Annotated in this window: 24 protein-coding genes, 1 tRNA gene and 1 pseudogene; 12 read left to right on the top strand and 14 right to left on the bottom strand. The window is 75.4% G+C overall.

The genetic code is table 11. The features are described 5' to 3' along the window. The first annotated feature begins 66 nt into the window (after positions 1 to 66). Positions 67 to 861, top strand: a complete 795-nt coding sequence (locus KLI87_RS34580; RefSeq protein WP_156220534.1) for a class II aldolase/adducin family protein — start codon at positions 67 to 69, stop codon at positions 859 to 861. Here KLI87_RS34580 and KLI87_RS34585 read toward each other — a convergent pair. Beyond that, positions 803 to 1,351, bottom strand: a complete 549-nt coding sequence (locus tag KLI87_RS34585; RefSeq protein ID WP_156220533.1) for a MarR family winged helix-turn-helix transcriptional regulator — start codon at positions 1,349 to 1,351, stop codon at positions 803 to 805. The genes KLI87_RS34580 and KLI87_RS34585 overlap by 59 nt on opposite strands. A gap of 58 nt (positions 1,352 to 1,409) precedes the next feature. Between KLI87_RS34585 and KLI87_RS34590 the strand changes: the two genes are divergently transcribed. After that, positions 1,410 to 1,811: a VOC family protein gene (locus KLI87_RS34590; protein WP_214620397.1), complete on the top strand. Its 402-nt coding sequence runs from the start codon at positions 1,410 to 1,412 to the stop codon at positions 1,809 to 1,811. A gap of 22 nt (positions 1,812 to 1,833) precedes the next feature. On the opposite strand, the gene KLI87_RS34595 is transcribed toward KLI87_RS34590, so the two are convergent. After that, complete coding sequence (locus KLI87_RS34595; protein WP_156220531.1) at positions 1,834 to 3,273, bottom strand: ATP-binding protein; 1,440 nt, start codon at positions 3,271 to 3,273, stop codon at positions 1,834 to 1,836. Next, on the bottom strand, positions 3,270 to 4,916 hold the full coding sequence (locus KLI87_RS34600) for an FAD-dependent oxidoreductase (protein WP_214620398.1): 1,647 nt from the start codon (positions 4,914 to 4,916) through the stop codon (positions 3,270 to 3,272). Before KLI87_RS34600 ends, KLI87_RS34595 begins: the two co-directional genes overlap by 4 nt. Positions 4,917 to 5,020: 104 nt before the next feature. Here KLI87_RS34600 and KLI87_RS34605 point away from each other — a divergent pair, with 104 nt between their 5' ends. Continuing rightward, positions 5,021 to 6,067 (top strand): Gfo/Idh/MocA family oxidoreductase, encoded by a 1,047-nt coding sequence (locus KLI87_RS34605; RefSeq protein ID WP_156220529.1) that lies wholly within the window; start codon positions 5,021 to 5,023, stop codon positions 6,065 to 6,067. A 37-nt stretch (positions 6,068 to 6,104) separates the two neighbouring features. Here KLI87_RS34605 and KLI87_RS34610 read toward each other — a convergent pair whose 3' ends face one another. The 8 genes from KLI87_RS34610 to KLI87_RS34645 all read right to left on the bottom strand — a co-directional run bounded on the left by KLI87_RS34610 (position 6,105) and on the right by KLI87_RS34645 (position 15,114). After that, positions 6,105 to 7,145 (bottom strand): hypothetical protein, encoded by a 1,041-nt coding sequence (locus KLI87_RS34610; RefSeq protein ID WP_214620399.1) that lies wholly within the window; start codon positions 7,143 to 7,145, stop codon positions 6,105 to 6,107. A 166-nt stretch (positions 7,146 to 7,311) separates the two neighbouring features. Next, the gene (locus tag KLI87_RS34615; RefSeq protein ID WP_214620400.1) at positions 7,312 to 7,752 is read right to left on the bottom strand and encodes an HNH endonuclease; all 441 of its coding nucleotides are present in this window, start codon (positions 7,750 to 7,752) and stop codon (positions 7,312 to 7,314) included. A 26-nt stretch (positions 7,753 to 7,778) separates the two neighbouring features. Beyond that, positions 7,779 to 7,849 (bottom strand) — tRNA-Asn (locus KLI87_RS34620). A gap of 208 nt (positions 7,850 to 8,057) precedes the next feature. Continuing rightward, positions 8,058 to 8,948 (bottom strand): hypothetical protein, encoded by an 891-nt coding sequence (locus KLI87_RS34625; RefSeq protein WP_214620401.1) that lies wholly within the window; start codon positions 8,946 to 8,948, stop codon positions 8,058 to 8,060. Positions 8,949 to 9,056: 108 nt separating this feature from the next. Further along, a complete protein-coding gene (locus KLI87_RS34630) occupies positions 9,057 to 10,031 on the bottom strand; it encodes a GNAT family N-acetyltransferase (protein ID WP_156220527.1) in 975 nt (324 codons plus the stop codon). Positions 10,032 to 10,109: 78 nt separating this feature from the next. Beyond that, on the bottom strand, positions 10,110 to 11,090 hold the full coding sequence (meaB, locus tag KLI87_RS34635) for a methylmalonyl Co-A mutase-associated GTPase MeaB (RefSeq protein ID WP_214620402.1): 981 nt from the start codon (positions 11,088 to 11,090) through the stop codon (positions 10,110 to 10,112). Beyond that, complete coding sequence (gene scpA / locus KLI87_RS34640) at positions 11,087 to 13,300, bottom strand: methylmalonyl-CoA mutase (RefSeq protein WP_214620403.1); 2,214 nt, start codon at positions 13,298 to 13,300, stop codon at positions 11,087 to 11,089. The genes meaB and scpA overlap by 4 nt, the downstream gene beginning before the upstream one ends. Beyond that, positions 13,297 to 15,114: a methylmalonyl-CoA mutase subunit beta gene (locus KLI87_RS34645; protein ID WP_214620404.1), complete on the bottom strand. Its 1,818-nt coding sequence runs from the start codon at positions 15,112 to 15,114 to the stop codon at positions 13,297 to 13,299. Before KLI87_RS34645 ends, scpA begins: the two co-directional genes overlap by 4 nt. A 134-nt stretch (positions 15,115 to 15,248) precedes the next feature. On the opposite strand from KLI87_RS34645, the gene KLI87_RS34650 reads away from it, so the two are divergent. The 4 genes and pseudogenes from KLI87_RS34650 to KLI87_RS34665 all read left to right on the top strand — a co-directional run. Next, on the top strand, positions 15,249 to 15,458 hold the full coding sequence (locus tag KLI87_RS34650; protein ID WP_156220524.1) for an HGxxPAAW family protein: 210 nt from the start codon (positions 15,249 to 15,251) through the stop codon (positions 15,456 to 15,458). 2 nt (positions 15,459 to 15,460) lie between these two features. After that, positions 15,461 to 15,634 carry a hypothetical protein gene (locus tag KLI87_RS34655; RefSeq protein ID WP_156220523.1) on the top strand — a complete coding sequence of 58 codons (174 nt, stop codon included), beginning with the start codon at positions 15,461 to 15,463 and terminating at the stop codon, positions 15,632 to 15,634. A 152-nt stretch (positions 15,635 to 15,786) separates the two neighbouring features. After that, entirely contained in the window at positions 15,787 to 16,890 is a 1,104-nt protein-coding gene (locus tag KLI87_RS34660; protein WP_156220522.1) for a glutamate--cysteine ligase, read from the top strand. A 107-nt stretch (positions 16,891 to 16,997) separates the two neighbouring features. Further along, positions 16,998 to 17,879: pseudogene (locus KLI87_RS34665) on the top strand (anti-sigma factor RsbA family regulatory protein); the annotation flags it as partial. Here the strand turns inward: KLI87_RS34665 and KLI87_RS34670 are convergent. Then, positions 17,800 to 18,831, bottom strand: coding sequence for a DMT family transporter (locus tag KLI87_RS34670; RefSeq protein WP_374225496.1), 1,032 nt, complete (start codon positions 18,829 to 18,831; stop codon positions 17,800 to 17,802). The pseudogene KLI87_RS34665 and the gene KLI87_RS34670 sit on opposite strands and share 80 nt — an antisense overlap. A 103-nt stretch (positions 18,832 to 18,934) precedes the next feature. Between KLI87_RS34670 and KLI87_RS34675 the strand changes: the two genes are divergently transcribed. Then, the gene (locus KLI87_RS34675; RefSeq protein WP_214620406.1) at positions 18,935 to 19,840 is read left to right on the top strand and encodes a LysR family transcriptional regulator; all 906 of its coding nucleotides are present in this window, start codon (positions 18,935 to 18,937) and stop codon (positions 19,838 to 19,840) included. Here the strand turns inward: KLI87_RS34675 and KLI87_RS34680 are convergent. After that, complete coding sequence (locus tag KLI87_RS34680; RefSeq protein ID WP_214620407.1) at positions 19,835 to 20,374, bottom strand: hypothetical protein; 540 nt, start codon at positions 20,372 to 20,374, stop codon at positions 19,835 to 19,837. The genes KLI87_RS34675 and KLI87_RS34680 overlap by 6 nt on opposite strands. Positions 20,375 to 20,645: 271 nt before the next feature. On the opposite strand from KLI87_RS34680, the gene KLI87_RS34685 reads away from it, so the two are divergent. From KLI87_RS34685 to KLI87_RS34695, 3 genes are all read left to right on the top strand, one after another. Continuing rightward, positions 20,646 to 21,107: a hypothetical protein gene (locus tag KLI87_RS34685; protein WP_156220519.1), complete on the top strand. Its 462-nt coding sequence runs from the start codon at positions 20,646 to 20,648 to the stop codon at positions 21,105 to 21,107. Between the two features lie 111 nt (positions 21,108 to 21,218). Next, entirely contained in the window at positions 21,219 to 21,893 is a 675-nt protein-coding gene (locus KLI87_RS34690) for a GNAT family N-acetyltransferase (RefSeq protein WP_156220518.1), read from the top strand. Positions 21,894 to 22,234: 341 nt separating this feature from the next. Continuing rightward, on the top strand, positions 22,235 to 23,107 hold the full coding sequence (locus KLI87_RS34695) for an SAM-dependent methyltransferase (protein ID WP_214620408.1): 873 nt from the start codon (positions 22,235 to 22,237) through the stop codon (positions 23,105 to 23,107). Here the strand turns inward: KLI87_RS34695 and KLI87_RS34700 are convergent. Next, positions 23,104 to 23,655 carry a CGNR zinc finger domain-containing protein gene (locus KLI87_RS34700; RefSeq protein ID WP_214620409.1) on the bottom strand — a complete coding sequence of 184 codons (552 nt, stop codon included), beginning with the start codon at positions 23,653 to 23,655 and terminating at the stop codon, positions 23,104 to 23,106. The two genes, KLI87_RS34695 and KLI87_RS34700, sit on opposite strands and share 4 nt — an antisense overlap. Before the next feature lie 57 nt (positions 23,656 to 23,712). Here KLI87_RS34700 and KLI87_RS34705 point away from each other — a divergent pair, with 57 nt between their 5' ends. Further along, positions 23,713 to 24,918, top strand: coding sequence for an MFS transporter (locus KLI87_RS34705; RefSeq protein ID WP_214620410.1), 1,206 nt, complete (start codon positions 23,713 to 23,715; stop codon positions 24,916 to 24,918). Positions 24,919 to 24,959: the final 41 nt, after the last annotated feature.

Raw genomic sequence — 24,959 nt, forward strand, 5'->3', positions numbered from 1 at the left:
CCTCCCCTAGCGTCCGGTCGCCGCGGCGGTGTTCTCTGGAGGGAAGCCGAGCCAAGGAGTCCGCCGATGTCCGATGACGAGAAGTTCCTCGACGAACTCTCCACCGACCTGATCTTCCGGCTGCCGCCGAGCTTCGAGGACGTCGCGGACGAGCGGCGGCACCGCAAGGAGCGCCTCGCCGCGGCGCTGCGGATCTTCGGCAGGCTCGGCTTCGAGGAGGGCGTCGCCGGGCACATCACCGCCCGCGACCCCGAGCGCACCGACCACTTCTGGGTCAACCCGTTCGGAATGTCCTTCAAGCACATCCGCGTCAGCGACCTGATCCTCGTCAACCACGAGGGAAAGGTCGTCGAGGGCCGCTACCACGTCAACGAGGCCGCGTTCGCGATCCACTCGCGGATCCACCAGGCCAGGCCGGGCGTGGTGGCCGCCGCGCACAGCCACTCCACGCACGGCCGCGCGCTGTCGGCGCTCGGCCGGAGGCTGGAGCCGATCACCCAGGACGTCTGCGCGTTCTACCAGGACCACGGGCTGTTCGACGACTACACCGGCGTCGTCACCGACCTGGAGGAGGGCAAGCGCATCGCCGCCGCCCTCGGCGGCCACAAGGCCGTCATCCTGCGCAACCACGGGCTGCTGACCGTCGGCGACACCGTCGACGCCGCCGCCTGGTGGTTCATCACGATGGAACGCTCGTGCCAGGTGCAGCTGCTCGCGCAGGCCGCCGGGCCGGTCGTCCCGATCGAGCACGACAACGCCGTCCGCACCCACGAGCAGATCGGCAACGACCTGGTCGGCTGGATCAACTACCAGCCGCTGCACGACCAGATCGTCCGGGAGCAGCCCGACCTCTTCGACTGACGGTCTCCCCCGGCCCCTCGGAGGGCGGCACGGCGGGCGGCGGGTCGTGGTGCGCCAGCAGGACCCGGACGATGCGCTCCAGCGCCGCCCTGTCCCCCGCGTCGAGCGGCGCGAGGAGCGCGGCGTCCAGCCCCGCCGCGCGGGCGGTGACCGCGTCGAGTTCGGCGCGACCGGCGGCCGTCAGCGCGACCGCGTACCGGCGGCGGTCGGCCGGGTCGCGGTCGCGCCGGACGAGCCCGGCGCCCTCCAGCCGCTTGGCGACCTCCACCAGGTCGCTCGGGTCGACGCGCAGCCGGGCTCCGAGGTCGCGCTGCGAGACGGGGCCGGAGTCGTCCAGCGCGGCCAGGACGGCGAAGTGCCACAGGCCGAGATCGTGCTCGGCCATCATCTGGCGCATCCGCTCCCGGCCGACGCGCGCGACCCGCGCCAGCACGTACGTCGTGATCCCGAGGAGGCGCGGAGGCAGACCCCCGGCGTCGTCATCGTCCATGGGGGCTATCGTAGGGGATCGCCAATAATTGGTTGACTCCCACGAATAGGAGCACGAGATGGACGCCCTCTACCCGCGCCTGCTGGTGGACGACTTCGACCGGTGCGCCCGCTTCTACACCGACGCGCTGGAGGAACTGCTCGGCATCCGGCCGGTGAAGCTGCTGCCCGAGGCCGAGTACGCCAACTGGGACCTGAAGGACGAGTGCCTGCTGGTCCTGATGGGCCGCGCCCGCATCGCCGGGACCGTCGGCACCGCCCACCTGCCCGCCGCGGTCGGCCGCGACCGCTCCATGCTCGTCTTCCGCGTGGACGACGTGGACGCCGCCGCCAAGGCCCTCCGCGACCTCGGCGCCGACGCCGTCACGGCGCCGCAGGACCGGCCCGACTGGGGGCCCGGCCTGCGCACCGCCCACCTGCGCGACCCCGACGGCAACCTGCTGGAACTCCAGTCCTACTGAGCCGCCCTCCGGGGCGCCCCGGCTACTGGTCGGGCAGGTCGGGCTCGGTGAGCGGCAGCAGCACCTGGAACCGGGTGTCGCCCGGCAGCGACTCCACCCGGATGTCGCCGCCGTGCCGGTCGGCGACGATCCGCCAGGAGATGTCGAGGCCGAGGCCCGTCCCCTGCCCGACCGGCTTGGTGGTGAAGAACGGCGTGAAGATCCGGGTGAGGTTCTCCTCGGGGATGCCGACGCCGGTGTCGCCGATCTCGACCAGCGCGTGGTCGTTCTCGCGCGCCGTCCGGACCGTGAGGGTGCCCTCGCCGCCCATCGCGTACAGCGCGTTGACGATCAGGTTCGTCCACACCTGGTTCAGCTCCGCCGCGTAGACGGGCACCGGCGGCAGGTCCGCGTCGAAGTCGGTCTTCACCGCCACGTCCGGGCCGATCTTGCGGCGCAGCATGGTCAGCGTGCTCTCGATCAGCTCGCGCAGGTCGGCACGCTGGTAGGCGGCGCGGTCGAGCTGGGAGTACTGGCGCGCCGAGTCCAGCAGCGCGGTGATCCGCCCGGTCGCCTCGGAGATCTCCGCCTGGAGCTGGGCGACCTCCAGCACCTCGGCGAGCCACCGCACCGCCGCCGGCAGGTGCGCGCCCGCCGCCTCCGCCACCTGCTCGGCCTGCTCGATGCCGACCCCGGCGGCGACCAGGCCGGGCGCGAGCTCCCACGCGTCCGGGACGTCGTGCTCCTCCAGCCAGTCGCCCAGCTCGTCCTCGGCGTCGCTGACCTCCAGCGGGCTCCGCCGCCCGGCCGGCGCGCCGGGCAGCGCCGGGCGCAGCGACACCAGCGCGCCCAGATGCGTGCAGTCGACCCCGCGCGCCGCGAGGTCGGCCAGGCTCCGCTGGGCCCCGAGCAGCCGGTCGCCCAGCTCCGCGCTGGCCCGCGCGGCGGCCGCCGCCGGGTTGTTCAGCTCGTGGGTCAGCCCCGCGGTGATCGTGCCGAGCGCGGCCAGCCGCTCGCGCTGGTCGACGGTGCGGCGCAGGTTGCTCATCCCGAAGAAGATCCCCGCGAGCAGGTGCGTCGCCATCGGGAACCACTTGCGGACGGCCTTGCCGAACTTGCGCGCGGGCAGCACGAAGATCCGGCTCGGCCGCGTCGCCCGCAGTGTGTGCTGGTACTTCTGCTCGATCTGGTCGTCCAGGTACGCCTGGACGGCGCCGCCGTAGGTCCCCGCCCGCGACGTCCGGTTGATCTCGACGATGTGGCCCCGGACGTTCTGGGACATCACCATCTCGCCGTCCAGCAGCACGTACAGGAACTCGGCGGGCTCGCCCTGCGCGCAGATCACGCCGTCCGCCGGAAGCTCCTCGACCGCCCCGCACACCGAGAGCCAGGCCAGCTTCTCCTCGTCGAGGTCCTCGAAGAGGAACAGCCCGCGCAGCTCCTCCGGCGTCGCCGTGCCCGCGCCCCGGCCCGATTCGGTCATGCCTGCTCCAGATAGCGGTGGACGAGGGCGACGGACATCGCGCCGTCGCCGACGGCGGAGGCGACGCGCTTCATCGACTCCGAGCGGACGTCCCCCGCGGCGAACACGCCGGGGACGCTGGTCTCCAGGTGGTAGGGCTGGCGGGCGAGCGGCCAGCGGGCCGGGCGGCGGCCCCCGGCGACCAGGTCGGGGCCCGTCAGCACGTAGCCGCGCGCGTCGCGCTCGACGTAGCCGTCCAACCAGCCGGTGCCCGGTTCGGCGCCGATGAACACGAACAGCCAGTGCGCGTCGATCGTCCGCAGCCCGCCCGGCCACTGGACGGTGAGCCGCTCCAGCCGGTCGGCGCCCTCCGCGCCGCACACGGTCTTGCCGGTGTGCACCTCGATGTTGGGCGTGGCGGCGATCTGCTCGACCAGGTAGTGCGACATGGACCTCTCCAGGCCGTCCGCCCGGACGATGATGTGCACCTTCTTGGCGTACTTGGCCAGGTGCACCGCGGCCTGCCCGGCGGAGTTGGCGCCGCCGACGATCGCGACCTCCTCGTCCACGCAGGACGGCGCCTCGGTGAGCGCGGCGCCGTAGTAGACGCCGCGTCCGACGAAGTCGTCCACGCCCGGCGCGGACAGCCGCCGGTACGACACGCCGGTCGCGAGGATGACGGCGTGCGCGGCGATCTCCGCGCCGTCCGACAGCCGGGCCACGCGGGCGGTGCCGCGCGACTCCAGCGCGGTGACCTCGCCCGCCTGGAGCAGCTCGGCGCCGAACCGGTCGGCCTGCCGCCGGGCCCGGTCGGCGAGCTGCGCGCCCGACACGCCGTCGGGGAAGCCGAGGTAGTTCTCGATGCGGGAGCTCTGCCCCGCCTGGCCGCCGAGCGCGCGGCGCTCGACGACCACGGTCTTCAGCCCCTCGGACGCCCCGTAGACCGCCGCGCCCAGCCCGGACGGGCCGCCGCCGACCACGATCAGGTCGTAGAACCCGGTGGAGGGCGTGGTCGGCAGCCCGATCGCCCCCGCCAGCTCCGCGTCCGAGGGCGCCGACAGCACCGCGCCGTCCGAGGTGACGACCAGCGGCAGCTCCGGCTCCCCGGCCGCCGTGACCAGCTCCGCGCCCTCCGGATCGCCGTCCAGCAGCCAGGTGTAGGGCACCTGGTGGCGCGCGAGGAAGTCGCGCACCTCGTAGGAGCGGGCGGACCAGCGGTGCCCGACCACGCGCAGCTCGCCGGGCATCCGCCGGTCGGCGCGCTCCCACGCGTCGAGCTGCGCGTCGATCACCGGGTAGAACTTCTCCTCCGGCGGGTTCCAGGGCTTGAGCAGGTAGTGGTCGAGGTCCACGATGTTGATCGCGCGGATCGCGGCGTCGGTGTCGGCGTAGGCCGTCAGCAGGACGCGGCGGGCGAACGGGAACAGGTCCATGGCCCGTTCCAGGAACTCCACGCCGGTCATCTCGGGCATCCGGTGGTCGGCGAGCAGCATGGCGGTGTCGTCGCCGCGCAGCCGCAGCTCGCCCAGCGCGTCCAGGGCCTGCGGGCCGGACTCCGCGCGGACGATCCGGTACGAACCGGCATACCTGCGGCGCAGGTCCCTGGCGACGGCCCGCGACACGCCCGGATCGTCGTCGACCGTCAGCAGGACAGGTTTGGACACCGCGTCTCCCTCGATCCGTACATCCCCGCCCAAAGCCTACGTCGATCCAGGTGGTCCGCACCCCGCCGCCCCCGCGGCGGGCCGCGATCGGTCATGATGCGGGCATGGACCTGCGTGTTGCGCTGATCGGCTACGGCACCGGCGGCTCGGTGTTCCACGCCCCGCTGATCGCCTCGGTGCCGGGGATGCGGCTGGCCGCGGTGGTCACGGGGAACCCGGAGCGACAGCAGGCCGTCCGGGACCGCCACCCCCATGCCAAGGTCCTCGCGGGCGCCGACCGGCTCTGGGAGGTCTCGGGCGCCTACGACCTGGTCGTGGTGGCGGCGCCGAACCGGCAGCACGTCCCGCTGGCGCGGACGGCGCTGACCTCGGGCGTCGCCGTCGTGCTGGACAAGCCGGTCGCGGCGACCGCGGCCGACGCGCGCTCGCTCGCGGCGCTCAGCGCCGTCCGCGGCCTGCCGGTGATCCCCTTCCACAACCGCCGCTGGGACGGCGACTACCGCACCGTGTACCGGCTGGCCGCCTCCGGCGCGCTCGGCGACGTCCTGCGGTTCGAGTCGCGGTTCGAGCGCTGGCGCCCGGAGGTGCGCGCCGGCTGGAAGGAGAGCGGCGACCCCCGCGACGCGGGCGGCGTGCTGCACGACCTCGGCCCCCACCTGATCGACCAGGCGATCACGCTGTTCGGCCGCCCGGTGCGGGTCTACGCCGAGATCGACGCGCGCCGCCGGGGCGCCGCCGTGCCCGACGACGTGTTCCTCGCCCTCACGCACCGGGGCGGGGTCCGCTCGCACCTGTGGATCAGCGCGACCGCCGCCGACCCCGGCCCGCGCTTCCGCGTCCTCGGGAGCCGCGCGTCCTACACGGTCGGCGGCATGGACGGCCAGGAGGCCGCGCTCCGCGCCGGGCGCACGCCCCTCGACCCCGGCTACGGCGTCGCGCCGCCCTCGTCCTACGGACGCCTGGGCACCCCCGGCGAGGACCGCCCCGAACCCACCGACCCGGGCGCCTACCAGGACTTCTACGCCGCCGTCGCCCGAACCCTGCGCGGCGAGGCGCCCCCGCCGGTCACGATCGCGGACGCGATCACCGGCCTGGAGGTCATCGAGGCGGCCCTGCGCTCCGCCCGCGACAACACCACCGTGGAGATTTAGCCGGTGCCCCGCCTCGGGGCTCGGGCGCGGCGGCGGGTCAGAGGACCGACACGTGGACGTGGTCGAAGTGGTTCGCGGTGATGCCGCCGCGGTCCTCCATCTGGCGCCATCCGCCGCTGCCGCGCATGTCGTAGATGCGCTGCCGCCAGATGACGTACTTGATGCCGAGCCGGGACGCGTTGCTGATGACGTACTGGGCGACCTGGTCGCCGTGGGCCTGCGCGGAGGCGCTCGGCATCTTGCCGCCGGCGCTCTCCATGAAGTCGCAGGCGCGGCCGGAACCGTGGTCCTGCGGGTCGCCGGGGCGGGCGCAGCCGATGGTGGGGAACGGCCCGAACCTGCCGTCGATCGCCAGGAGGGCGGTCCGCATGCGGGCCGTCATGGAGTTGCCGACGATGGGCGACTTGGCGCCGCTCGCGCCGTCCGGGCGCCCGCCGCCGGTGGGCGCCTTGGTCTTGGTCGCCTCGGGCTTGTACTTGGCGAGCAGCTTCTTGACGCGGGCGCGCTGGCCCTCCAGGTCCTCGATCTCGCGGCGCACCTCGTCGAGCTTGGACGTCGCGGTGCGGCGGGACTGGGTCGCCCTGGCGTTCAGCGCCTCCAGGTTCTGGACGCGGCGGCCGTTGTTGCGGCTGATGTGCTCGATGATGCCGGCGTCGCGGATGGCGCCGGACGGCTCGTTCGAGGTGACGATCGAGGTCACGTCGAGGCGGCCGGTCATGTAGGTGGTGGAGGCCAGCCTCGCGACGTCGGCGCGGGCGGTCTCGTAGTCCTGGCCGGCGCGCTCGGCGTCCACGCCCGCGCGCTCGGCGGCCTTCTTCGCCTGCTCCAGGGAGACCAGTTCGCCGCGGTACTCCTTCGAGAGCTTCTCGGCGCGCTTCTGGAGCTTCGCGTACTCCTTCTTCAGATCCTTCTTCGGCGCCTCGGGGGCGCGCGCGGCGGACCCGGGGCCGGGCGGCAGCGCCGCCGACACCCCCACGGCGAGGACGAGCGCCGTGAGGCGCCGCGCCGCCCTGCGGCGCCCGGGCGGGGGCTCCGGCCTTCCGCTCGCGGTGCTGCCGGGGGGATCGAGGGCCGCCAAAGATCTCTCCTAGATAACCAACCTCAAGATTGGCGGCACGCTACCACAATCACCCATTTCACCTCATAAGCTTCGAAAAACACATAGAGTCACGCGAACGTCACACGCCTCAGGGGCCGGGCCGCCCCGCGGGCGGCCCGGCCCCTCCCCCGCGGCGCTGGGCGGGTCATCCCCCGACGAGTTCCTCCCAGCGCGGCACACGCGGATCCCAGAGCAGCCGGAGCCCCGCCTCGGCGAGCGTCCGGTTCCCCTTGCGGTTGTTGCACCTGCCGCAGGCCAGCACGGTGTTCTCCCAGGTGTCCCCGCCGCCGCGCGACTGCGGGTGGACGTGGTCGATCGTGTTGCCGCGCTTGCCGCAGTAGCCGCAGCGGCCCAGGTCGCGCAGGTACACCCCGCGCTTGCTCCACGGCGGGCGCCTGCCGTGCCGCCACCGCATCGCGACGTACCTGACCAGCCTCAGGACCCGCGGCACGGGAAAACGGCCGATGGTCCGGCCCTCCTCCGCCTCCTCGACGACGGCCACCTCGCGCACCAGCATGCGGATGGCGTGCCGCAGGTCCACCTTCTGTAAGGGCTCGTAGGACGCGTTCAGCACGAGCACGTTCACCGGGTCACCTCCAAGCCCGCGTGCCGCTCCTCCGCCAGGATTCGAACCTGGATATCCGCATTAACGGTGCGGCGTTCTGCCGTTGAACTACAAAGGAATGGTCCGGCAATTCTCTGCCCTCCGGGCATTTCCCGGAAGCCCCCATCAGAGTGCCGATCCACCCCCGCGAGCGGCAACGCATTTTCCGATCACCCGAAACCACCCCCCGCTCCGCGCAGCACGGCCCACCCCCCGCTCCGCGCAGCGCGGCCCCAGGGCCCCGGACGTGGAGCTGTGCCCTTCGGGTCGGAGGTGGGACTTGGTGGTCAGGGGTCGGGGACGGCGTGGACCAGTTTCGGCATCGCCTCGGCTGCCGTCTCGGCCCACCAGGTCGGGGGGTCGGCGCCGGGTGGGAGGACCTTGAGGGCCCGCTCGCAGCCGGGGCACGTGCTCGCCGTCCAGTCGAGCGTGAGGGGCAAGGCTCCGCCGCCGGACGATCTCGTTCCCCAGAAGCGCATGACGTCGTCCGCGCGGACCACCCGTTCGGCGGCGGTGTGGCGGATGCGGCCCGGGGCGGCCCCGGACGCCCATCCGGTGTGTTCGGCCAGTAACTGCCAGGCCAGGCCGCGCACGAGGTTGGCCGCGGTGAGCATGCTCGCGTAGGGCACGGGCCCGGCCATGACCTCGGGGAGTCCGAAGCGGTGCAGCCCGGCCGTTTCCACCCGCAGTGACGGGCCGCCCTCGCTGGAGGCGATGAAGACCGACACCCAGTCGCGTCCCGGGACGAACCGGTCCGGCTCGGTGGGCGGCCCCTCGTCAACCGGCAGCAGCCGGGACGAGTCGAGGTCGGCCGCCACCCCGCCCGTCGCCGCCGCCAGGGTGCGGGCCAGGAGGCGGGTCGCCTGCGCGTGCCGGGGCTGGCCGGCGGGGTCGGCGACCGTGGTGACCGCTAGATGTCGGGCGGCGCCTATCAGCTCCGCCAAGCGGTCCGGGGCGCCGCCCAGGGTGCGCAGCCGGTCCCGGCACGTGCCGGGTGGTGTGTGTTCGATCGTCAGCGCCGGTGTCCCCACGAGGGTGGCCGCTGCCCGGGACAGGCCCCCGCCGCCGCCCACGGCGTCCGCCAGGTAGTCGGGGCCCGGGACGGTCCGCGCGTCGGTGGCGACCAGGAAACGCGTGGTCACCGTCTCGGGAAGGTGCAGGATGAGCCGCTCGCCCATGAGGGCCGCCTCCAGGTGTCCGGGCGCGCCCCCTCCGGTCGCGCTCCGACACCAACCCTCGCCGTCCCCGCGGCCCCCGCCTACTGGAACGCCGTTCTGTGGAAAGCGTCAGGGGAGGGCGCTCACGGCGGCCTGGTACTCGCGGGACTCCCGCTCGACGCGGAAGCCCAGTTCCTCGTTGACCGCGAGCATGGGGGTGTTGTCGCCGACGTTGTCGGTCTCGATCTCGCGGACGTCCGGGCGCTCCTCCGCGAGCCACCGGAGCATCGCGGCCTTGACCAGGATGCCGAGGCGGCGGCCGCGGTGCTCTGGGGCGACGGCCGTGTCGTACTGCGCGGCGCGTCCGGCCGCGCCGAGGGGCACGACGACCTCGGTGAAACCGGCGATCGCGTCGCCGTCCAGGACGGCGACGGTGTAGAGGTCGTCGCCGCGCTTGGCGACCAGCTCGGCCATCTCGCGGACGCGGTCGGCGTCCCACGGGGTGCCCTCGTACTCGGCGAGGTCGGCCATGGCGGTCTTGACCCGGGCGAGGGCGGAGGCGTGCTCGTCGGGGACGACGCCGCTCCAGCGGACGAGGCGGTACCCGGCCGGGGCCTCGGCCAGCAGCCTGGCGACGAGTCCGGGCGGGAGGTCGGCCAGGTCGAGCAGCATGCCCCGCAGGGTCAGGACGCACTCGAAGCCGTGCGACTCCAGGAACGGGACGGCGGGCGTCCCCGCGAGCACCTGGGCGATCACGCTGGTGCGGCCGTCGGCGCGCAGGCCGTTCGCGGCCGCGGCCATCAGGCGGCGGCCGAGGCCGCGCCGCCGGTACTCGGGGCGGACGCGGATGTCGATCTCCGCCGGGCGGACGGCGCCCGCCTCGCCGGGCAGCCGGAGCGCCGCGACGGCGACCAGCCCGGCGTCCTCGCCTTCGATCCCCCACAGCCGCTGCCGGGACCCGAAACCGCCGAGCAGGCGCTCGGCGGTCTGCTCCGGCTCGGGCGCCGGGTCGCCCGGGGAGTCGGCGGTGTGCACGGCCATGAGCACGTCGTGCCACTGCCGGATCCGCGCGTCCGTCGGATCATCGAGTGCGATGACGTCCATCCGACTTTTGTACCGGATCCGGGGGCGCCGCGACCGCGACCCGGCACAACCGGGGGTTTCGGACGACGGTAACCCCGTTCAGCACCCCCGCGAGAACGCGTCCAGGATGCGCTCGGCGGCCAGCGCGGGCGGCAGCGTGCCGTCGGCGACGCGCCGTTCCAGGTCGGGGGCCAGCTCCCGGACCGACGGGTGCGCGCGCAGGTCCGCCAGGAGCCGCTCGCGGACCATCGCCCACGTCCACCCGACCTGCTGGCGGCGGCGGCGCTCCTCCAGCTCGCCGGACTCGCGGAGCCGGTCCTGGTGCGCGACGAGCCTGCCCCACACCTCGTCCAGGCCGGTGCCCTCCTTGGCGCTGCACGTCAGGACGGGCGGTGCCCGGCGCTCGTCGCTGCGGAGCAGGCGCAGGGCGCCCGCCAGCTCCCGGGCGGCGCGCTCGGCCTCCAGCCTGTGGTCGCCGTCGGCCTTGTTCACCGCGATGACGTCCGCCAGCTCCAGCACGCCCTTCTTGATGCCCTGGAGCTGGTCGCCGGTGCGGGCGAGGGTGAGGAACAGGAACGAGTCGACCATCTCGGCGACGGTCGTCTCGGACTGCCCGACGCCGACCGTCTCGACCAGGACGACGTCGTATCCGGCGGCCTCCATGACGACCATCGCCTCGCGGGTGGCCCGGGCGACGCCGCCGAGGGTCCCGGCGGTCGGCGAGGGGCGGATGAAGGCGTTCGGGTCGGCCGAAAGGCGCTGCATGCGGGTCTTGTCGCCGAGGATGCTGCCGCCCGTCCGGGTCGAGGACGGGTCGACGGCGAGCACCGCGACCCGGTGCCCGCGCCCGGTGAGGGCGGTGCCGAGCGCGTCGATGAACGTGGACTTGCCGACGCCGGGGACGCCCGTGATCCCGACGCGGCGCGCTCCCCCGGCGCGCGGGGACAGCTCGGCCAGCAGCCGCTGCGCCAGCTCCCGGTCGCTCGGACGGGTGGACTCCACCAGCGTGATCGCCCGCGCGATCCACGCCCGCGACCCGTCCGCCACCCCGGCGGCGTAGTCCTCCAGCCCCGGTCTCACCGGGGCGCGTGCCCGAGCCCGGCGGCCAGCTCCTCCAGCAGGCCGGTCGCCGCGTCCGCCAGCACGGTGCCGGGCGGGAAGATCGCCGAGGCTCCGGCGGCGCGCAGCTCGTCGAAGTCCTGGGGCGGGATGACGCCGCCGACGACGATCACGATGTCCTCGCGGCCCAGCGCGGCCAGCTCCTCGCGCAGCGCGGGGACCAGCGTGAGGTGCCCCGCCGCGAGCGAGTTGACGCCGACGACGTGCACGTCGGCCTCGACGGCCTGCCGGGCGACCTCGGCGGGGGTCTGGAACAGCGGGCCCACGTCGACGTCGAAGCCGAGGTCGGCGAAGCCGGTCGCGATCACCTTCTGGCCCCGGTCGTGGCCGTCCTGGCCCATCTTGGCGACGAGGATGCGGGGGCGGCGCCCCTCGGCCTCCTCGAACGCGGCGGCCGCGGCGCGGGCCCGCTCGATGTCGCTCGCCCCGCCCGCCTCGTCCCGGTACACACCGGAGATCGTACGGATCTGCGCGGCGTGCCGCCCGTACGCCCGCTCCAGCGCGTCGGAGATCTCCCCGACGGTGGCCTTGGCGCGGGCGGCCTCGATGGCGAGGGTGAGCAGGTTCTGCTCCAGGCCGGGCGCGCGGGTGCCGTCGGCGGCGGCCCCCGCCGCGCGGGTCAGCGCGGCCAGCGCGGCCTCGGCGGCCTCCCCGTCGCGCTCCTCGCGCAGCCGCCGGAGCTTGTCGATCTGCTGGGCGCGGACGGCGGCGTTGTCGACCTTGAGGACCTCGATGTGCTGCTCGGCGTCCGGGCGGTACTTGTTGACGCCGACGACGGGCTGGCGGCCGGAGTCGATGCGCGCCTGGGTGCGCGCGGCGGCCTCCTCGATGCGCAGCTTCGGCAGGCCCTCGTCGATGGCGCGTGCCATCCCCCCGGCCCGCTCGACCTCGGTGATGTGGCCCCAGGCGCGCCGGGCGAGGTCGTAGGTGAGGCGCTCGACGTAGGCGCTGCCGCCCCACGGGTCGATGGCGCGGGTCGTCCCCGACTCCTGCTGGAGGAGCAGCTGGGTGTTGCGGGCGATGCGGGCGGAGAAGTCGGTGGGCAGCGCGAGCGCCTCGTCCAGCGCGTTGGTGTGCAGCGACTGGGTGTGCCCCTGGGTGGCGGCCATGGCCTCGACGCAGGTGCGGGCGACGTTGTTGAAGACGTCCTGCGCGGTGAGCGACCAGCCGGAGGTCTGGCAGTGCGTCCGCAGCGACAGCGACTTGGGGTTGGCCGGGTCGAAGCCCTTCACCAGCCGCGCCCACAGCAGCCGGGCGGCGCGGAGCTTGGCGACCTCCATGAAGAAGTTCATCCCGATCGCCCAGAAGAACGACAGGCGCGGCGCGAACGCGTCGATGTCCAGGCCAGCCTCGCGTCCGGCGCGGATGTACTCGACGCCGTCGGCGAGGGTGTAGGCCAGCTCCAGGTCGGCGGTGGCCCCGGCCTCCTGGATGTGGTAGCCGGAGATCGAGATCGAGTTGTACTTCGGCATCCGCCGCGAGGTGAACGCGAAGATGTCGGAGATGATCCGCATCGACGGCGCCGGGGGGTAGATGTAGGTGTTGCGGACCATGAACTCCTTGAGGATGTCGTTCTGGATGGTCCCGGCGAGGGCCTCCGGCTCGACGCCCTGCTCCCGCGCGGCCGCGATGTAGAGGGCCAGGACGGGCAGGACGGCCCCGTTCATGGTCATCGACACGCTCATCCGGTCCAGCGGGATGCCGTCGAAGAGCTGCCGCATGTCGTAGATCGAGTCGATGGCGACCCCGGCCATGCCGACGTCGCCCGCCACGCGCGGGTGGTCGGAGTCGTAGCCGCGGTGGGTGGCCAGGTCGAAGGCGACCGACAGGCCCTTCTGCCCGGCGGCGAGGTTGCGCCGGTAGAAGGCGTTGGACTCCTCGGCGGTGGAGAAGCCCGCGTACTGGCGGATCGTCCACGGCTGCGTGGCGTACATGGCGGGGTAGGGGCCGCGCAGGTACGGGGCGATGCCCGGGTAGGTGTCGAGGAAGTCGAGGCCCGCGAGGTCGTCGGCGGTGTAGAGGGGGCGGACGCCGATGCCCTCGGGGGTGTCCCAGGTCAGCGCCTCGGGCTCGCGGCCGGTGGCCTCCGCGACGGCCCCGCGCCAGCGCTTGGCGGCCTCGTCGGCGGGGGGCGCGGCGCCGAGGTCGATGTCGGCGAAGTCGGGGATCATCGGTTCACTCCCAGATCGTGGAGGGTGGTCTCCAGCACCTCGACCGCGTCGCAGCCCGCGAACACGTTCGCGTCGACCCCCTCATAGGTTCCCTTACCCGCGACCCACACCTTCACCGCACCGCCGTCCCGCAGGACGCGGGCCGCGGCGGCGGCCTCCTCCCCGTAGACGCGGTCGCTGGAGCACAGGCACGCGACGGCGGCGCCGGACGCGGCGAACTCGCCGGGCGCTCCGGTCACCGTCTCGATCCCGCCCGCCTGGAAGAGGTTGGCGGCGAAGGACGCGCGGGCCGTGTGGACGGCGACGGGCCCGAGCACGGCGAGGAAGACGCGGGGCCGCGCGCCGGTCGCCGCGGCGTGGGCGTCGGAGCGGTCCCGGAGGGCCTCGAAGTCCTGGGCGTAGGTGACGGCGGGCAGCCCGCCCCCCGGACGCGGCGGCGCCGGCTCCCGCTCCGGCAGCGTCTCGGCGAGGTTCGGGAACTCGCTGACCCCGGTGAGGGGGGCCTCGCGGCGGGCGATGCCGGCGCGGCGGCGCGCCCAGGTCGCGGCGAGGCGGTCCGCGATCAGGCCCGACTCCAGGGCGGCGGCGAAGCCTCCGGCCCGCTCGATCCCGGTGAACCACGTCCAGGCGGCGCGGGCCGTGTCCTCGGTGAGGCGCTCGACGTACCAGGAGCCGCCCGCCGGGTCGGCGACGCGGTCGAGGCTCGCCTCCTCCAGCAGCAGGGTGTGGGTGTTGCGGGCGATGCGGCGGGCGAAGTCGTCGGGGAGCCCGAGCCGGGCGTCGAACGGGCGGACGGTGACCGCGTCGGCGCCGCCGACCCCCGCCGCGAACGCCGCGACGGTGGTGCGGAGCATGTTCACCCACGGGTCGCGGCGCGTCATCATCGCCGCCGACGTCACCGCGTGGACGCGCGCCGCCGTGCCCTCGGAGGCGCCGCTGACCTCGGCGACCCGCGCCCACAGCCGCCGCAGCGCGCGGATCTTGGCGATCGAGGAGAACTGGTCGGCGTTCACCGCGAGCCGGAACTCGATCTGCCCGAACGCCGCGTCCACGCCGAGCCCGGAGCCGGTGAGGGCCCGCAGGTAGGCGACCCCGGCGGCGACCGCCGCGCCCAGCTCGTCGGCGTCGCCGCCGCCCGCGTCGTGGTGGACGGTGCCGTCCACCGTGATCGCCCGCAGCCCCGGGAAGTCGCGGACGCACCGCGCGGCCAGCTCCGCCGCCTCGTCCAGGGAGCCCGCGGCACCGGTGCGCGCCCGGAGCCCGAGCGGGTCGGCGCCGAGGTTGCCCGACACTGCGGTCCCGGTGCCGGCCGCCAGCGCGAGGAACACCTCGGCGGCCTCGCCCGTCCGGTCCGCCGCGTCCAGGACGACGGGCGCCAGGTCCAGCAGGACGCCGCGCAGCGCCTCCGGCAGCGCGGACGGCGCGAGCCCCGCGCCGCCGACCTCCAGCCAGACGGACGTGACGCCGTTCTCCAGGTCGGCCAGAACCGCCTCCCGGACGGCCGCCGGGTCGGCGCCCGCGTGGCGCTGCCGGACGTCCCATCCCGCGAGCCCCTCGCCGCCCGCCCGCGCCCGGCCGGCGTACGGCACCAGCCCGGGGCGTCCGGGCGGGGCGTCGGCGCGGGTGGACAGCGCCGGGATCGGCACCCCGTCGTAGGTCCGGCGGGCCAGCAGGCCCTCGATCTCCTCCAGGGGGGTGTCCTCGGTCGCCGCGCCGGCCTTGCGCAGCACCCCCCGCACCATCTCCCGCCACCGGTCGCGCTCGGCCGGGGGGAAGGCGGCGGCCAGTTCCAGTTCCTCAGGCGGCACCGTCATGTCCTGGATCGTAGGCGAGCTTCTAAAGCCGCGCTGAGCGCGGGTGCGGGCACCCCGCCGGGCCCTGCGGGGACGGGCGTTGCTAGAGTTCCGCTCACAGCCCCGCCGGAACCGTGAAGAGGGAAGACGAACGCATGTCGAGTGGCAGCCACGCCGGACGCCCGAAGTCCTGGATCGCCGTGGCCATCATCTTCGCCGGTTTCGCCGTCGGCGGACTGGGCGTCGTCATGGGCCCGAACTGGGTCGTGTTCGGCGCCGGCGCCGCGGTCGCCGTGCTCGGCGGGATCCTCGCGCTCGCCGTCGACATCATGACCGACGTCGTCGTCGACGACCCCCGGCAGTAGCGGTGTTCGGCCGGCCCCCGATCGAGGAGCGGATCGCGGCGCGCCAGCGCGAGCGGGGGCCGCTCAAGCCCGGCACCGTCTTCCCCCACGGCCCGGCCAAGATGCTGTTCTTCTTCGGTTTCGGCGTGGTGATCGTCACCCACCTCATCGCCCTGTCGATGTACTTCTTCACCTGACCCACCTGCGCGGTCCGCCGCGGGACGCCGCCTCCGGCGGCGCGTTTCGTCAACTCGCGCGGCAGCCCCGGCGGGTGCTTTCCCGGCGAGGGTCACGTACGGTCGAGGGCGAGGTGCCCGCGTGCGTCTCTCCCCGACTCCGAGGTGGTGGGATGGCCCTGCGAATCGGCATCGAGGAGGAGTACTTCGTCGTCGATCCCGGATCGCGCGAGGTCGTCCCCCGCGCCGCCGCCGTGGTGCGCGGCGCCCGGCCGGCGCTGGGCGAGCGGGTGTCCACGGAGCTGGTCGACTTCCTCGCCGAGGCCAAGACGTCCCCCTGCGACGACCTCGCCAAGCTGGAGGAGCAGGTCAGGTCGATGCGGGCGGCGATGGCCGGGGCCGCCGCGGCCGAGGGGGTGCGGCTCGCCGCGTCCGGGACGCCGGTGCTCGGCGACCTCGTCCCCGCGCCCATCACGGCGGGCGCCCGGTACGCCGAGAGCCTCGCGACGTACCGGGGCCTGGACGACGAGCAGTGCATCTGCTCGTGCCACGTCCACGTCGAGATGCCCGACCGGGAGCGCGCCGTCCAGGTCAGCAACCACCTGCGGCCCTGGCTGCCGACGCTGGTGGCGCTCGCGGCCAACTCGCCGTACTGGGCGGGCCGCGACACCGGCCACGCCTGCTGGCGGGTGATGACGTGGGCGCGCTGGCCGGTGGCGGGGCCGCCGCCGTTCTTCGAGTCCCACGCCCACTACGAGGAGCTCGTCGGGACGCTGCTCGGCTGCGGCGCGCTGATGGACACCGGGACGATCTTCTGGGACGTCCGGCCGTCCGCGCGGCTGCCGACCCTGGAGGTCCGGCTGGCCGACGTCGCCCCGACCGCCGCCGCCGCGACCGTGTTCGCCGCGCTCACCCGGGCGCTGGTGCAGGTGTCGGCCGAGGCGGTGGAGGCGGGCGGGCGGGCGCCCGCGGCCGCCCAGGAGATGCTGCGCGCGGCGTACTGGCTGGCGGCGCGCGACGGCCTGTCCGGGACGGGCCTGGACGTGCTCACCGGCCGTCCCGTGGCGTTCCGGCGGCTGGCCGGGGACCTGCTGGCGCACGTCCGGCCCGCGCTCGCCGCCACCGGCGACCTCGACCGCGTGACGGCGGGCGTGCGGCGGCTGATGACCGGCGGGACGGGCGCGGAGCGGCAGCGCGCCGCCTACCGCAGGCGGGGCCGCCTCACCGACGTCGTGGACTCCTGCCTCCTGCGCGAGGACTCCCCCGCCCCGGCCTGAGCGCCCCGCCGCCCCCGCGGGCCGGGGAACGCGCGTGCGCTGGACGCGCGCCACCGCGTACCCTCGACGGAAGCAGGTCGCAGTGGTACGAACGGAGTGAAGGTGCGATGAGGGTCCCGTGCGCGCACCCGGGCTCCCCGCCCGGGGGTCCGTTCGCGCATCCCGCGCTCTTCTACCACGGCGAGGAGGAGTACCTCGCGGGCACCGTGCCGTTCATCCGCGCCGGCCGGGAGGCGGGCGAGCCGGTCGCCGTCGCGGTGCCGGGGCCCCGCCTGGAGACGCTGCGCGACGCGCTCGGCGCGGCCGCCGCCGAGGTGACGTGGCTGGACATGTCCGAGGCGGGCCGCAACCCCGGCCGGATCATCCCGGGCGTCCTGCGGGAGTTCGCCGACCGGCACGCCGCGCGCCGCGTCCGGATCATCGGCGAGCCGATCTGGCCCGGCCGCTCCGACACCGAGTACCCGGCGTGCGCCCAGCACGAGGCGCTGATCAACCTGGCGTTCGAGGGGCGGGACGTCGCGATCCTGTGCCCCTACGACGTCGCCGGGCTCGCCCCGCTCGTGCTCGCCGACGCCCGCGCCACCCACCCGGTCGTCATCGACCGCGACGGCGAGAGCGCGAGCGGCGACTACGCGCCGCACCGGGTGATCAGCGACTACAACCGGCCGCTGCCCGAGCCGCCGGTGGCGTACCGGATGGACTTCGACCTGGGCGGGCTGCTCCGCGTCCGCGACTTCGCGTGCGGGTGGGCGGCCCGGCTCGGCCTCGCGCCCCGCGCGGTGGACGACCTGGAGATCGCCGTCAACGAGTTGGCCTCCAACTCCTGCGTGCACGGCGGCGGGTCGGGGACGGTGCGGATCTGGGCCGAGGACGGGCTCCTCGTGTGCGAGGTCCGGGACGCCGGGACGATCACCGACCCGCTCGCGGGACGCCGTCCGGCGCACATGAGCCCCCACGGCGGGCGCGGGATCCTGCTGGTGAACCATCTCGCCGATCTCGTCCGGGTGCACACCGGTCCGGGCGGGACCGCGATCCGGGTCTACATGCGGCTCTGACCTCGTCCGGCGCGGAGCCCCTGGCCGAAGGCCGGCCCGCCGCCAGTCGCACGGCCGACACCACGAGCACGCAGCCCGCGATCCGCGCCCACGAGGGCCGCTCGGCGAGCACCACGGCCCCGAACACGACGGCGAGCACCGGTTGCAGCAGCAGGAGCGTGCCGCCGGTCTCGGCGCGGACCCGGGGCAGCCCGGCGCCGATCAGCATCCAGCCGCACACCTGGCCCGTCATCGCCAGTGCGGCGAGCCAGCCGAGCGCCGCCCAGCCGGGGGCGGGGTCGACGCCCTGCCAGGGGATCCCGAGCGCGGCGGACGCGGCCCCCGCCCCGGCCGTCGCCAGCAGCACCGGCGTGGCCCGGTGCGGCTGTCCGCGCCCGGCGAACCGGGTGAGGAACAGGTAGCCGGCGTAGGTGATGCCGGCGGCCGTCCCGTACAGGACGCCCCGCACGGCCCCGGCGGCCTGCGGCCCGGTGTCGGCGAGCCCGCCCGCCAGCGCCACACCGCCCAGCATGACCGGGACCGCCGCCGCGAACGCGCGCGTGGGGCGCTCCCCGTGCACAGCCAAGGCGAGCAGCGGCACCACCACGACCTGGACGCTGACCAGGACGGTCGCGACGCCCGCGCCGACCTCCCCGATGGCGGCGCCCCACAGCACGAGGTCGGCGCCGAGCAGCAGCCCGGCCGCCGCGTCCACGCCCCGGCGGCGGCGCGGGCCCGCGCGGCGCCGCTCCCGCAGCGCGAGCGGGGCCAGCACCGGCAGCGCGAGCGCGCAGCGGAAGAGCGCCGCCGTGCCCGCCGAGACGCCGGAGAGCGCGACGAGGATCGCCGACACCGAGATGAACGCGGCGCCGGCGGCCAGGAGCAGTCGGGGGTCGATGGTTCGCACCCGTCCACGCTGCCGCCCTCCAACCCGTTAGCACAAGCGAATGTTCTTCAATAGAATTCGGTAGTAGTACTACTGTGATCATCATGGCGGGAAGGAGGCGGCGGTGAACCTCGACCGGCTCAGGGCCCTGCACGCGGTGTCGGTGCACGGCTCGGTCGCGGGCGCGGCCGAGGCGCTGCACGTGACCCCGTCCGGGGTGTCGCAGCAGCTCGCGAAGCTGGAGCGGGAGACCGGGCACCGGCTGCTCGAACCGCACGGGCGGGGGGTGCGGCTCACGCGCGCCGGGCACGTCCTCGCCGGGCACGCCGGGCGGGTGCTGGCGCAGCTGTCGGCCGCGCGGGCGGAGCTGGACGGGCTGCGCGAGGCGGCGGCGGGCCCGGTCCGGATCGGCGCGATCATCGCGGTGGCGCGCACCGTCCTGCCGGACGCGCTCGCCGTGCTGGCCGAGCGGCACCCGGCGCTGTCCCCGACGCTGCGCCAGGGCGAGGCGGACAGCGTCTTCCCGGCGCTCGAACGGGGCGATCTCGACATCGCGGTGGTCGAGAGCTGGGACACCGCGCCGACGCCGATGCCCGCGTCGGTGTCGCGCGTCCCGCTGTCGGCGGACCTGGTCGACCTGGCGCTGCCCGCCGGCCATCCGCTCGCGCGGCGCCGCTCGGCCGGGCTGGACGAGCCGCTCGGCCTGCCCTGGGCGGCCTGGACCGCGGGGACCACCTGCGAGCGGCAGCTCGTCCAGACGCTGCGCGAGCAGGGCGTGGAGCCCGACATCGCGTGCAACGTCGCCGACTACCGGGCCCAGCTCGCGTTCGTCTCGGCCGGGCTCGCCGCCGCGCTGGTCCCCCGCCTCGGCCGCGACCCGGTGCCCGACGGGGTCGTGCTCCTGCCGACCCGCCCGCCGATCCGCCAGCGCGTGTACGCGGTGTGGCGGACGGGCGGGGCGGGCCCAGCGGTGGAGGCGTGCGTGGAGGCGCTCCAGGCCGTCTCGGCGGGCGGGAGCGGAGGGTCATGACCGGCGGCGGGTCCAGCGCAGACGCCCGCGCGGCCGGAACACCGACAGCCCGGTGGCGGTGAGCAGCATCGCGAGCTGCGCCGAGACGACCGCGACCTGACCCCACTGGCGACCTTCCGGACGGGCGCCGCCGCGTGTCGACGCCCTCATCGCCTCCGCCATCGCCTCGGGCGTGAACAGCAGCATCCCGCAGAGGATCACGCCGAGCAGCAGGAGCAGCTTGGCGAACACCCAGGTGTGCCGGGCGAGGCCCCAGTGGCTGCCGAGGCCGAGCGCGACGCCGCTGGCCAGCGCGGTGAGGCTGAGCGGGATGCCCCCGGCGAAGACCAGCGTGCCCATGAGCCGGTAGGCGGCGCCCGCGAGGCCGAGGTCGCCGGTCAGCGTGGCGGTGAGGTTCAGCACGACCAGGCCCCACACCTCGCCCAGCAGCGCGACGGAGGCGGCGACGTGCACGAGCAGGATCGACTTGCGGACGGATGGGCGGGGCCGCCACCGGCCCGCGGCGGCGGGCGCCTCCCGCTGAAGGACGGACATCTTCGCCACTCCCGGCTTCCGGTTCCAGATCGGTCGCGCCGATCATGGGGGGCGGGTCGGGGCGGCGTCGTCGGGCGGCCGGAGGCTTCGGCGCTGCCCCGGCGGGAGCACCGCGGCCCCCGCGCCTGCTCCCGCCGGGGTAGCGGGCACGGTCGCCGCGGCGTCGGCCGTGGTGAGGCGGATGCCGAGTCTTGACCGGGGCATCGCGTGTAAGGGACGTGGCGCGGGAATGATCGGTGTCGCCCGGCCCGTCCGATCCATGTGGGGAACGATGCGCTTCTCAGCCCGCACGCACCAGATGCCCGTCCGCCTCATCGTGGGCGCCTTCGTCCTGAACTCGGGCGTCTCGAAGCTCAAGGGCGTGGACGAGGTGGCCGAGGGCACGCACGGCATGGCGACGACCGCCTACCCGTTCCTGGAGTCGCAGGACCCCCGGGAGTTCACCCGGCGGCTCGGCACCGCCGAGGTGGCGCTCGGCGCCGCGCTCATGACCCCCTTCGTGCCGTCGCTGCTGGCGGGCGCCGCGCTCACCGCGTTCGCGGGCGGCCTCACCGGGCTGTACCTGCGGCTGCCGGGGATGCGCGAGGAGGGCGGGGTGCGCCCCACGCAGCAGGGCATCCCGCTGCTCAAGGACAGCTGGCTCCTCGGCGTCGGCGCGTCGCTCGTGCTGGAGGAGCTGGGGCGCGCGCGGGCGGAGCGGCGCGCCGTCCACGCGCGGCTGATCCCCGAGTGATCCCGGGGCCGCCCCCGGGCGGATCCGGTCCCGGACGGGGAGGGACACGGCGTCCTTGACGGCGGGACGGCGGCGCGGTGAGGATCACCGCGTTCCCCGAGGAGGCCCCCTATGACGCCGTCGCAATCCCAGCCGTCCCCGACGGTCCGCGTGGCGGCGGCCGCCGACGTGGCGGCCGTCTCCGCCGTGCTCGGACGGGCGTTCGACGACGACCCGGTCTGGGGCTGGCTGCTCCCGGACGAGGCGTCCCGGGTGCGCAGGCTCGGCCGGCTGTTCGGCGTCGCGCTGCGGCACGTCCACCTGCCGCACGCCGCCAGCGAGGCCGCCGGGCGGGACGGGGCGGTGGAGGCCGCCGCGTTCTGGGACCCGCCGGACCACTGGAAGGTGTCGGCGGGGCGGCAGCTCTCGCTGCTCGGACAGCTGCTGGGCGTCTTCGGGACGCGGCTGCCCATCGCGCTGCGGACCCTCGGCGCGATCGAGGAGCACCACCCCCGGGAGCCGCACTGGTACCTGGCGGTCCTCGGCACGGACCCGCCGGCGCAGGGCCTCGGCCTCGGCGGCGCGCTGCTGCGGTCGCGGCTGGACCGCTGCGACGCGTCCGGGGTCCCCGCCTACCTGGAATCCTCCAAGGAACGGAACGTTCCGTACTACGAACGCTTCGGATTCCGGGTGACGCGGGAGCTCGCGCTGCCGGGGAAGGGCTGCCCGCCGGTGTGGCTCATGTGGCGGGACCCCGAGCCCCCTGGGGAGCGCGGGACGGCCGGGGAGCGCGGGGAGACCGGCTGATCCGACACGCGGCGACCGTCCCGGGTTAAGTCGCTGTCATGGCCGGAATCGGTCAATCGGAGGAGGCGTCCGCCCGGAGCGGCTTCGGGCTCGCGATGGCGGGTCCCAGTGCCGCGTTCCTGCTGCGCGTTGCGGTGAACCGCCGTCCGCCGCGTCCGTGGCCGAAACGCCGCTGGCCCGATGCGGCCAGATACCGGACGGCTTTCGGTCATCCGATCGGCCGTGCGTGGCGCGCCATGACCATGGCCGCCTAACGTCGGAGACGAGCCCCGCATGCTCCCGTCCGGCGAAGGCGACAGGTGACGAGCGATGACGACACAGCGGCACCCCGCGAGGCTCGCGTGAGCGTTCCCGCCCTCGGCGTCCGCGCCCTGCGGGTCGCGCCCGAGGCGGAGCCCAGGGAGACGCTCGCCCTGCACCGGCCGGGCATCTCCCGCGTCCACGACTACTTCCTCGGCGGCAAGGACAACTACGCCGCCGACCGCGACCTCGCGCACCGGATCCTGCGGGTGCTGCCGCAGGCCGCCGAGTCCGCCCGGCAGGGCCGCGCGTTCGTCGCCCGCGCCGTCCGGGCGCTCGCCGGGCGCGGCATCAGGCAGTTCGTCGACCTCGGCTGCGGGCTGCCGACCGCCGACAACCTGCACCAGATGGCCGCCCGGCACACCTGGGGCTCCCGCGTGGTCTACGTCGATGACGACCCGTTGGTCATCGCGCACGCCCGCGCGCTGCTGATCGAGGACGGCAACATCGCCGCGCTGCGCGCCGACCTGCGCGACCCCGCCGCGATCCTCGGCAGCCCGGAGTGGCGGCGGCTGATCGACCCGCGCGAGCCGGTGGCGCTGGTGCTGTCGTCGGTCCTGCATTTCCTGGACGACCCGCACGGGCCCGTCGCGGCGCTGGGCGAGGCGGTCGCGCCGGGCAGCGCGCTGGTCGTGGCGCACGCGACCGCCGACTTCGCGCCCGAGGCGGCGGAGGCGACGCGGCTGTACCGGGAGGCGAGCGGGGTGCCGTTCGTGCCGCGCGGCGCCGCCGAGGTCGAGCGGCTGTTCGGCCCGTTCACCCCGCTCGCGCCCGGCGTCGTGCCGCTCACGCGCTGGTCTCCCGATCCGGCTCCGCCGGCGCGTCCGGCGCCCGCGCGGCCGGCGAGCGTGGTCCCCCCGCCGTCGCGCCCGGCGCTGCTGTACTGCGGGGTCGGCGTCCGGGCCTCCGCCTAGCGGGCGCCGCGCCGCCTGCGGTGGGCGGCGACGCGCTCGCGTGACGCGCAGGCCGGGGAGCAGTGGCGGCGCGCGGCGCCGGTGCCGGTCCCGGCGAAGACCCGCGAGCATCCGGACGCGGCGCACTCGCCCCAGGCGGGCCGCCCGGCCTCGCTGAACAGCTGCGCGAGGGCGAGGGCGCTGGAGGCGAGGAGCCAGTCGGCCCAGGACGCGTCGTCGCCCCGGTCGACGTGCAGGTGCCACGGGTGCCCGTCGTGGCGGGACAGGCGCGGCCGCGCCCCGCACTCGGTGAGCAGGTCGTTGACCGCCTCGGCGGCCCGGTCGGGGTCGGTCTCGGTGAGGACGCCGGTCAGCCGGACGACGGCGGCCCGCAGGTCGCGGGCGTCGCCGGCGGTGAAGGCCGCGCCGGTCACGTCCTCGGGCGACTCTCCGTGCCGGACGAGCATCCCCGCGATCGCCTCCGCCGGGAGCGCCGGATCCTCGCGGACCGCGTTCGCCAGTTCGACGAGCCGCTCCACCGGCCGGAAGCCCCGTCCGCCGTCGCCCATGCGTCCCCCTCCATCCTGTAACGTCTTTTCATTATAAGCCGTTACAAGGAGGTCCGTGTGCTGCGTGCCTATCTCGCCGTGGCCTTCCTCGCCCGGCTCGCGGAGGAGGGCATGGCGGTGACCGTGGTGCTCCTGGCCGCCGAGCGGACCGGCTCCCCAGCCTCGGGCGCGTTCGCGCTGACCGCCTGGATGGCCCCGCACGTGCTGGCCGCGCCGCTGACGGGCGGGCTCGCGGCGCGGGTGCGGCGGCCCCGGGCCTTCTACTCGGCGGCGCTCTGCGGCTACGCGGCCTCGCTCGCGGCGGTGGCGGTGCTGCTCGGCCGGGCGCCGGTGGCGCTCGTGCTGGTGGCGGCCGCCGCCGGGGGCGCGTGCGGGCCGGTGGTGTCGGGCGGCCTGTCCAGCCTGGTCGCCGGGCTCGCCCCGGAGGGCCCCGGGCGGACCCGCGCCTACGCGCTGGACGCCGCGTCCTACAACGCCGCCTCCGTCGCCGGGCCCGCCGTGGCCGGGGTGCTCACCGGGGCCGTCTCCGCCGGGGCGGCCTCGCTGGTGCTCGCCTGCGCCCCGGCCGTCGCGGCGGCGCTGACCGCGGCGGTGCCGCTCGTCGCGGCGGGCCGCGCCACCGATCCGCCGGAGCGGGCGGCGGGGCTGCGCGCCGACCTCACCTCGGGGCTCGCGGCGGTGTGGCGGACGCGGGAGCTGCGCGCGATCACCATGGTCACCTGCCTGGCGTTCGTCGGGGTCGGCGGGCTCACCACCACCGCCGCGCTCCTCGCCCGCGCCAGGGGGCACGAGGAGGGCGGCGGCGTCCTGATGACCGCGTTCGCCGTGGGCGCCCTCGCCGGGTCCCTCGCGGTCGCCCGCCGCGGCACGCGGCTGTCGGCCGAGCGGACGGCGGGCCTCAGCCTCCTGGCGACCGGGGCGGTGCTGGCGGCGGCGGCGCTCGCCCCGTCCTTCACCCTCGTCACTGTGGCGTTCGTCACAGCCGGGCTGATGGACGGCCCCCTGCTGACGGCCACGCTCCGCCTCCGCGCCGACCACGCGCCGCCCGGGACGCGCCCGCAGGTCTTCACCATCGGGGCCGGTCTGAAGATCACCGCCGCGGCGGCCGGGGCGGCGCTCACGGGCGCCGCGGCGGGGCTTCCCGCCGCCGCGCTGCTGCTGGCGATCGCCGCGCTGCACGTCGCCGCCGCCCTGCTGTATCCGGTGCTGCTGCGTCCGGCCGCCTCACCCAGGGTCACCGCCGCGAGCCACAGCGTTCAGTAAGTGTTCAGGCGACGCGCCGGGCGCGGGGAGGAACGGCCCCT

It is taken from the genome of Actinomadura sp. NEAU-AAG7 (genome assembly GCF_018603865.1).
In the GTDB taxonomy this organism is placed as follows: Bacteria; Actinomycetota; Actinomycetes; order Streptosporangiales; family Streptosporangiaceae; genus Spirillospora; species Spirillospora litoris.

Bases quoted from the DNA above. Each gene is read 5' to 3' on its own strand.
- KLI87_RS34580 (WP_156220534.1), top strand. From the start codon at position 67: ATGTCCGATGACGAGAAGTTCCTCGACGAACTCTCCACCGACCTGATC.
- KLI87_RS34585 (WP_156220533.1), bottom strand. From the start codon at position 1,351: ATGGACGATGACGACGCCGGGGGTCTGCCTCCGCGCCTCCTCGGGATC.
- KLI87_RS34590 (WP_214620397.1), top strand. From the start codon at position 1,410: ATGGACGCCCTCTACCCGCGCCTGCTGGTGGACGACTTCGACCGGTGC.
- KLI87_RS34595 (WP_156220531.1), bottom strand. From the start codon at position 3,273: ATGACCGAATCGGGCCGGGGCGCGGGCACGGCGACGCCGGAGGAGCTG.
- KLI87_RS34605 (WP_156220529.1), top strand. From the start codon at position 5,021: ATGGACCTGCGTGTTGCGCTGATCGGCTACGGCACCGGCGGCTCGGTG.
- KLI87_RS34625 (WP_214620401.1), bottom strand. From the start codon at position 8,948: ATGGGCGAGCGGCTCATCCTGCACCTTCCCGAGACGGTGACCACGCGT.
- KLI87_RS34630 (WP_156220527.1), bottom strand. From the start codon at position 10,031: ATGGACGTCATCGCACTCGATGATCCGACGGACGCGCGGATCCGGCAG.
- scpA (WP_214620403.1), bottom strand. From the start codon at position 13,300: ATGATCCCCGACTTCGCCGACATCGACCTCGGCGCCGCGCCCCCCGCC.
- KLI87_RS34645 (WP_214620404.1), bottom strand. From the start codon at position 15,114: ATGACGGTGCCGCCTGAGGAACTGGAACTGGCCGCCGCCTTCCCCCCG.
- KLI87_RS34650 (WP_156220524.1), top strand. From the start codon at position 15,249: ATGTCGAGTGGCAGCCACGCCGGACGCCCGAAGTCCTGGATCGCCGTG.
- KLI87_RS34660 (WP_156220522.1), top strand. From the start codon at position 15,787: ATGGCCCTGCGAATCGGCATCGAGGAGGAGTACTTCGTCGTCGATCCC.
- KLI87_RS34680 (WP_214620407.1), bottom strand. From the start codon at position 20,374: ATGTCCGTCCTTCAGCGGGAGGCGCCCGCCGCCGCGGGCCGGTGGCGG.
- KLI87_RS34685 (WP_156220519.1), top strand. From the start codon at position 20,646: ATGCGCTTCTCAGCCCGCACGCACCAGATGCCCGTCCGCCTCATCGTG.
- KLI87_RS34690 (WP_156220518.1), top strand. From the start codon at position 21,219: ATGACGCCGTCGCAATCCCAGCCGTCCCCGACGGTCCGCGTGGCGGCG.
- KLI87_RS34700 (WP_214620409.1), bottom strand. From the start codon at position 23,655: ATGGGCGACGGCGGACGGGGCTTCCGGCCGGTGGAGCGGCTCGTCGAA.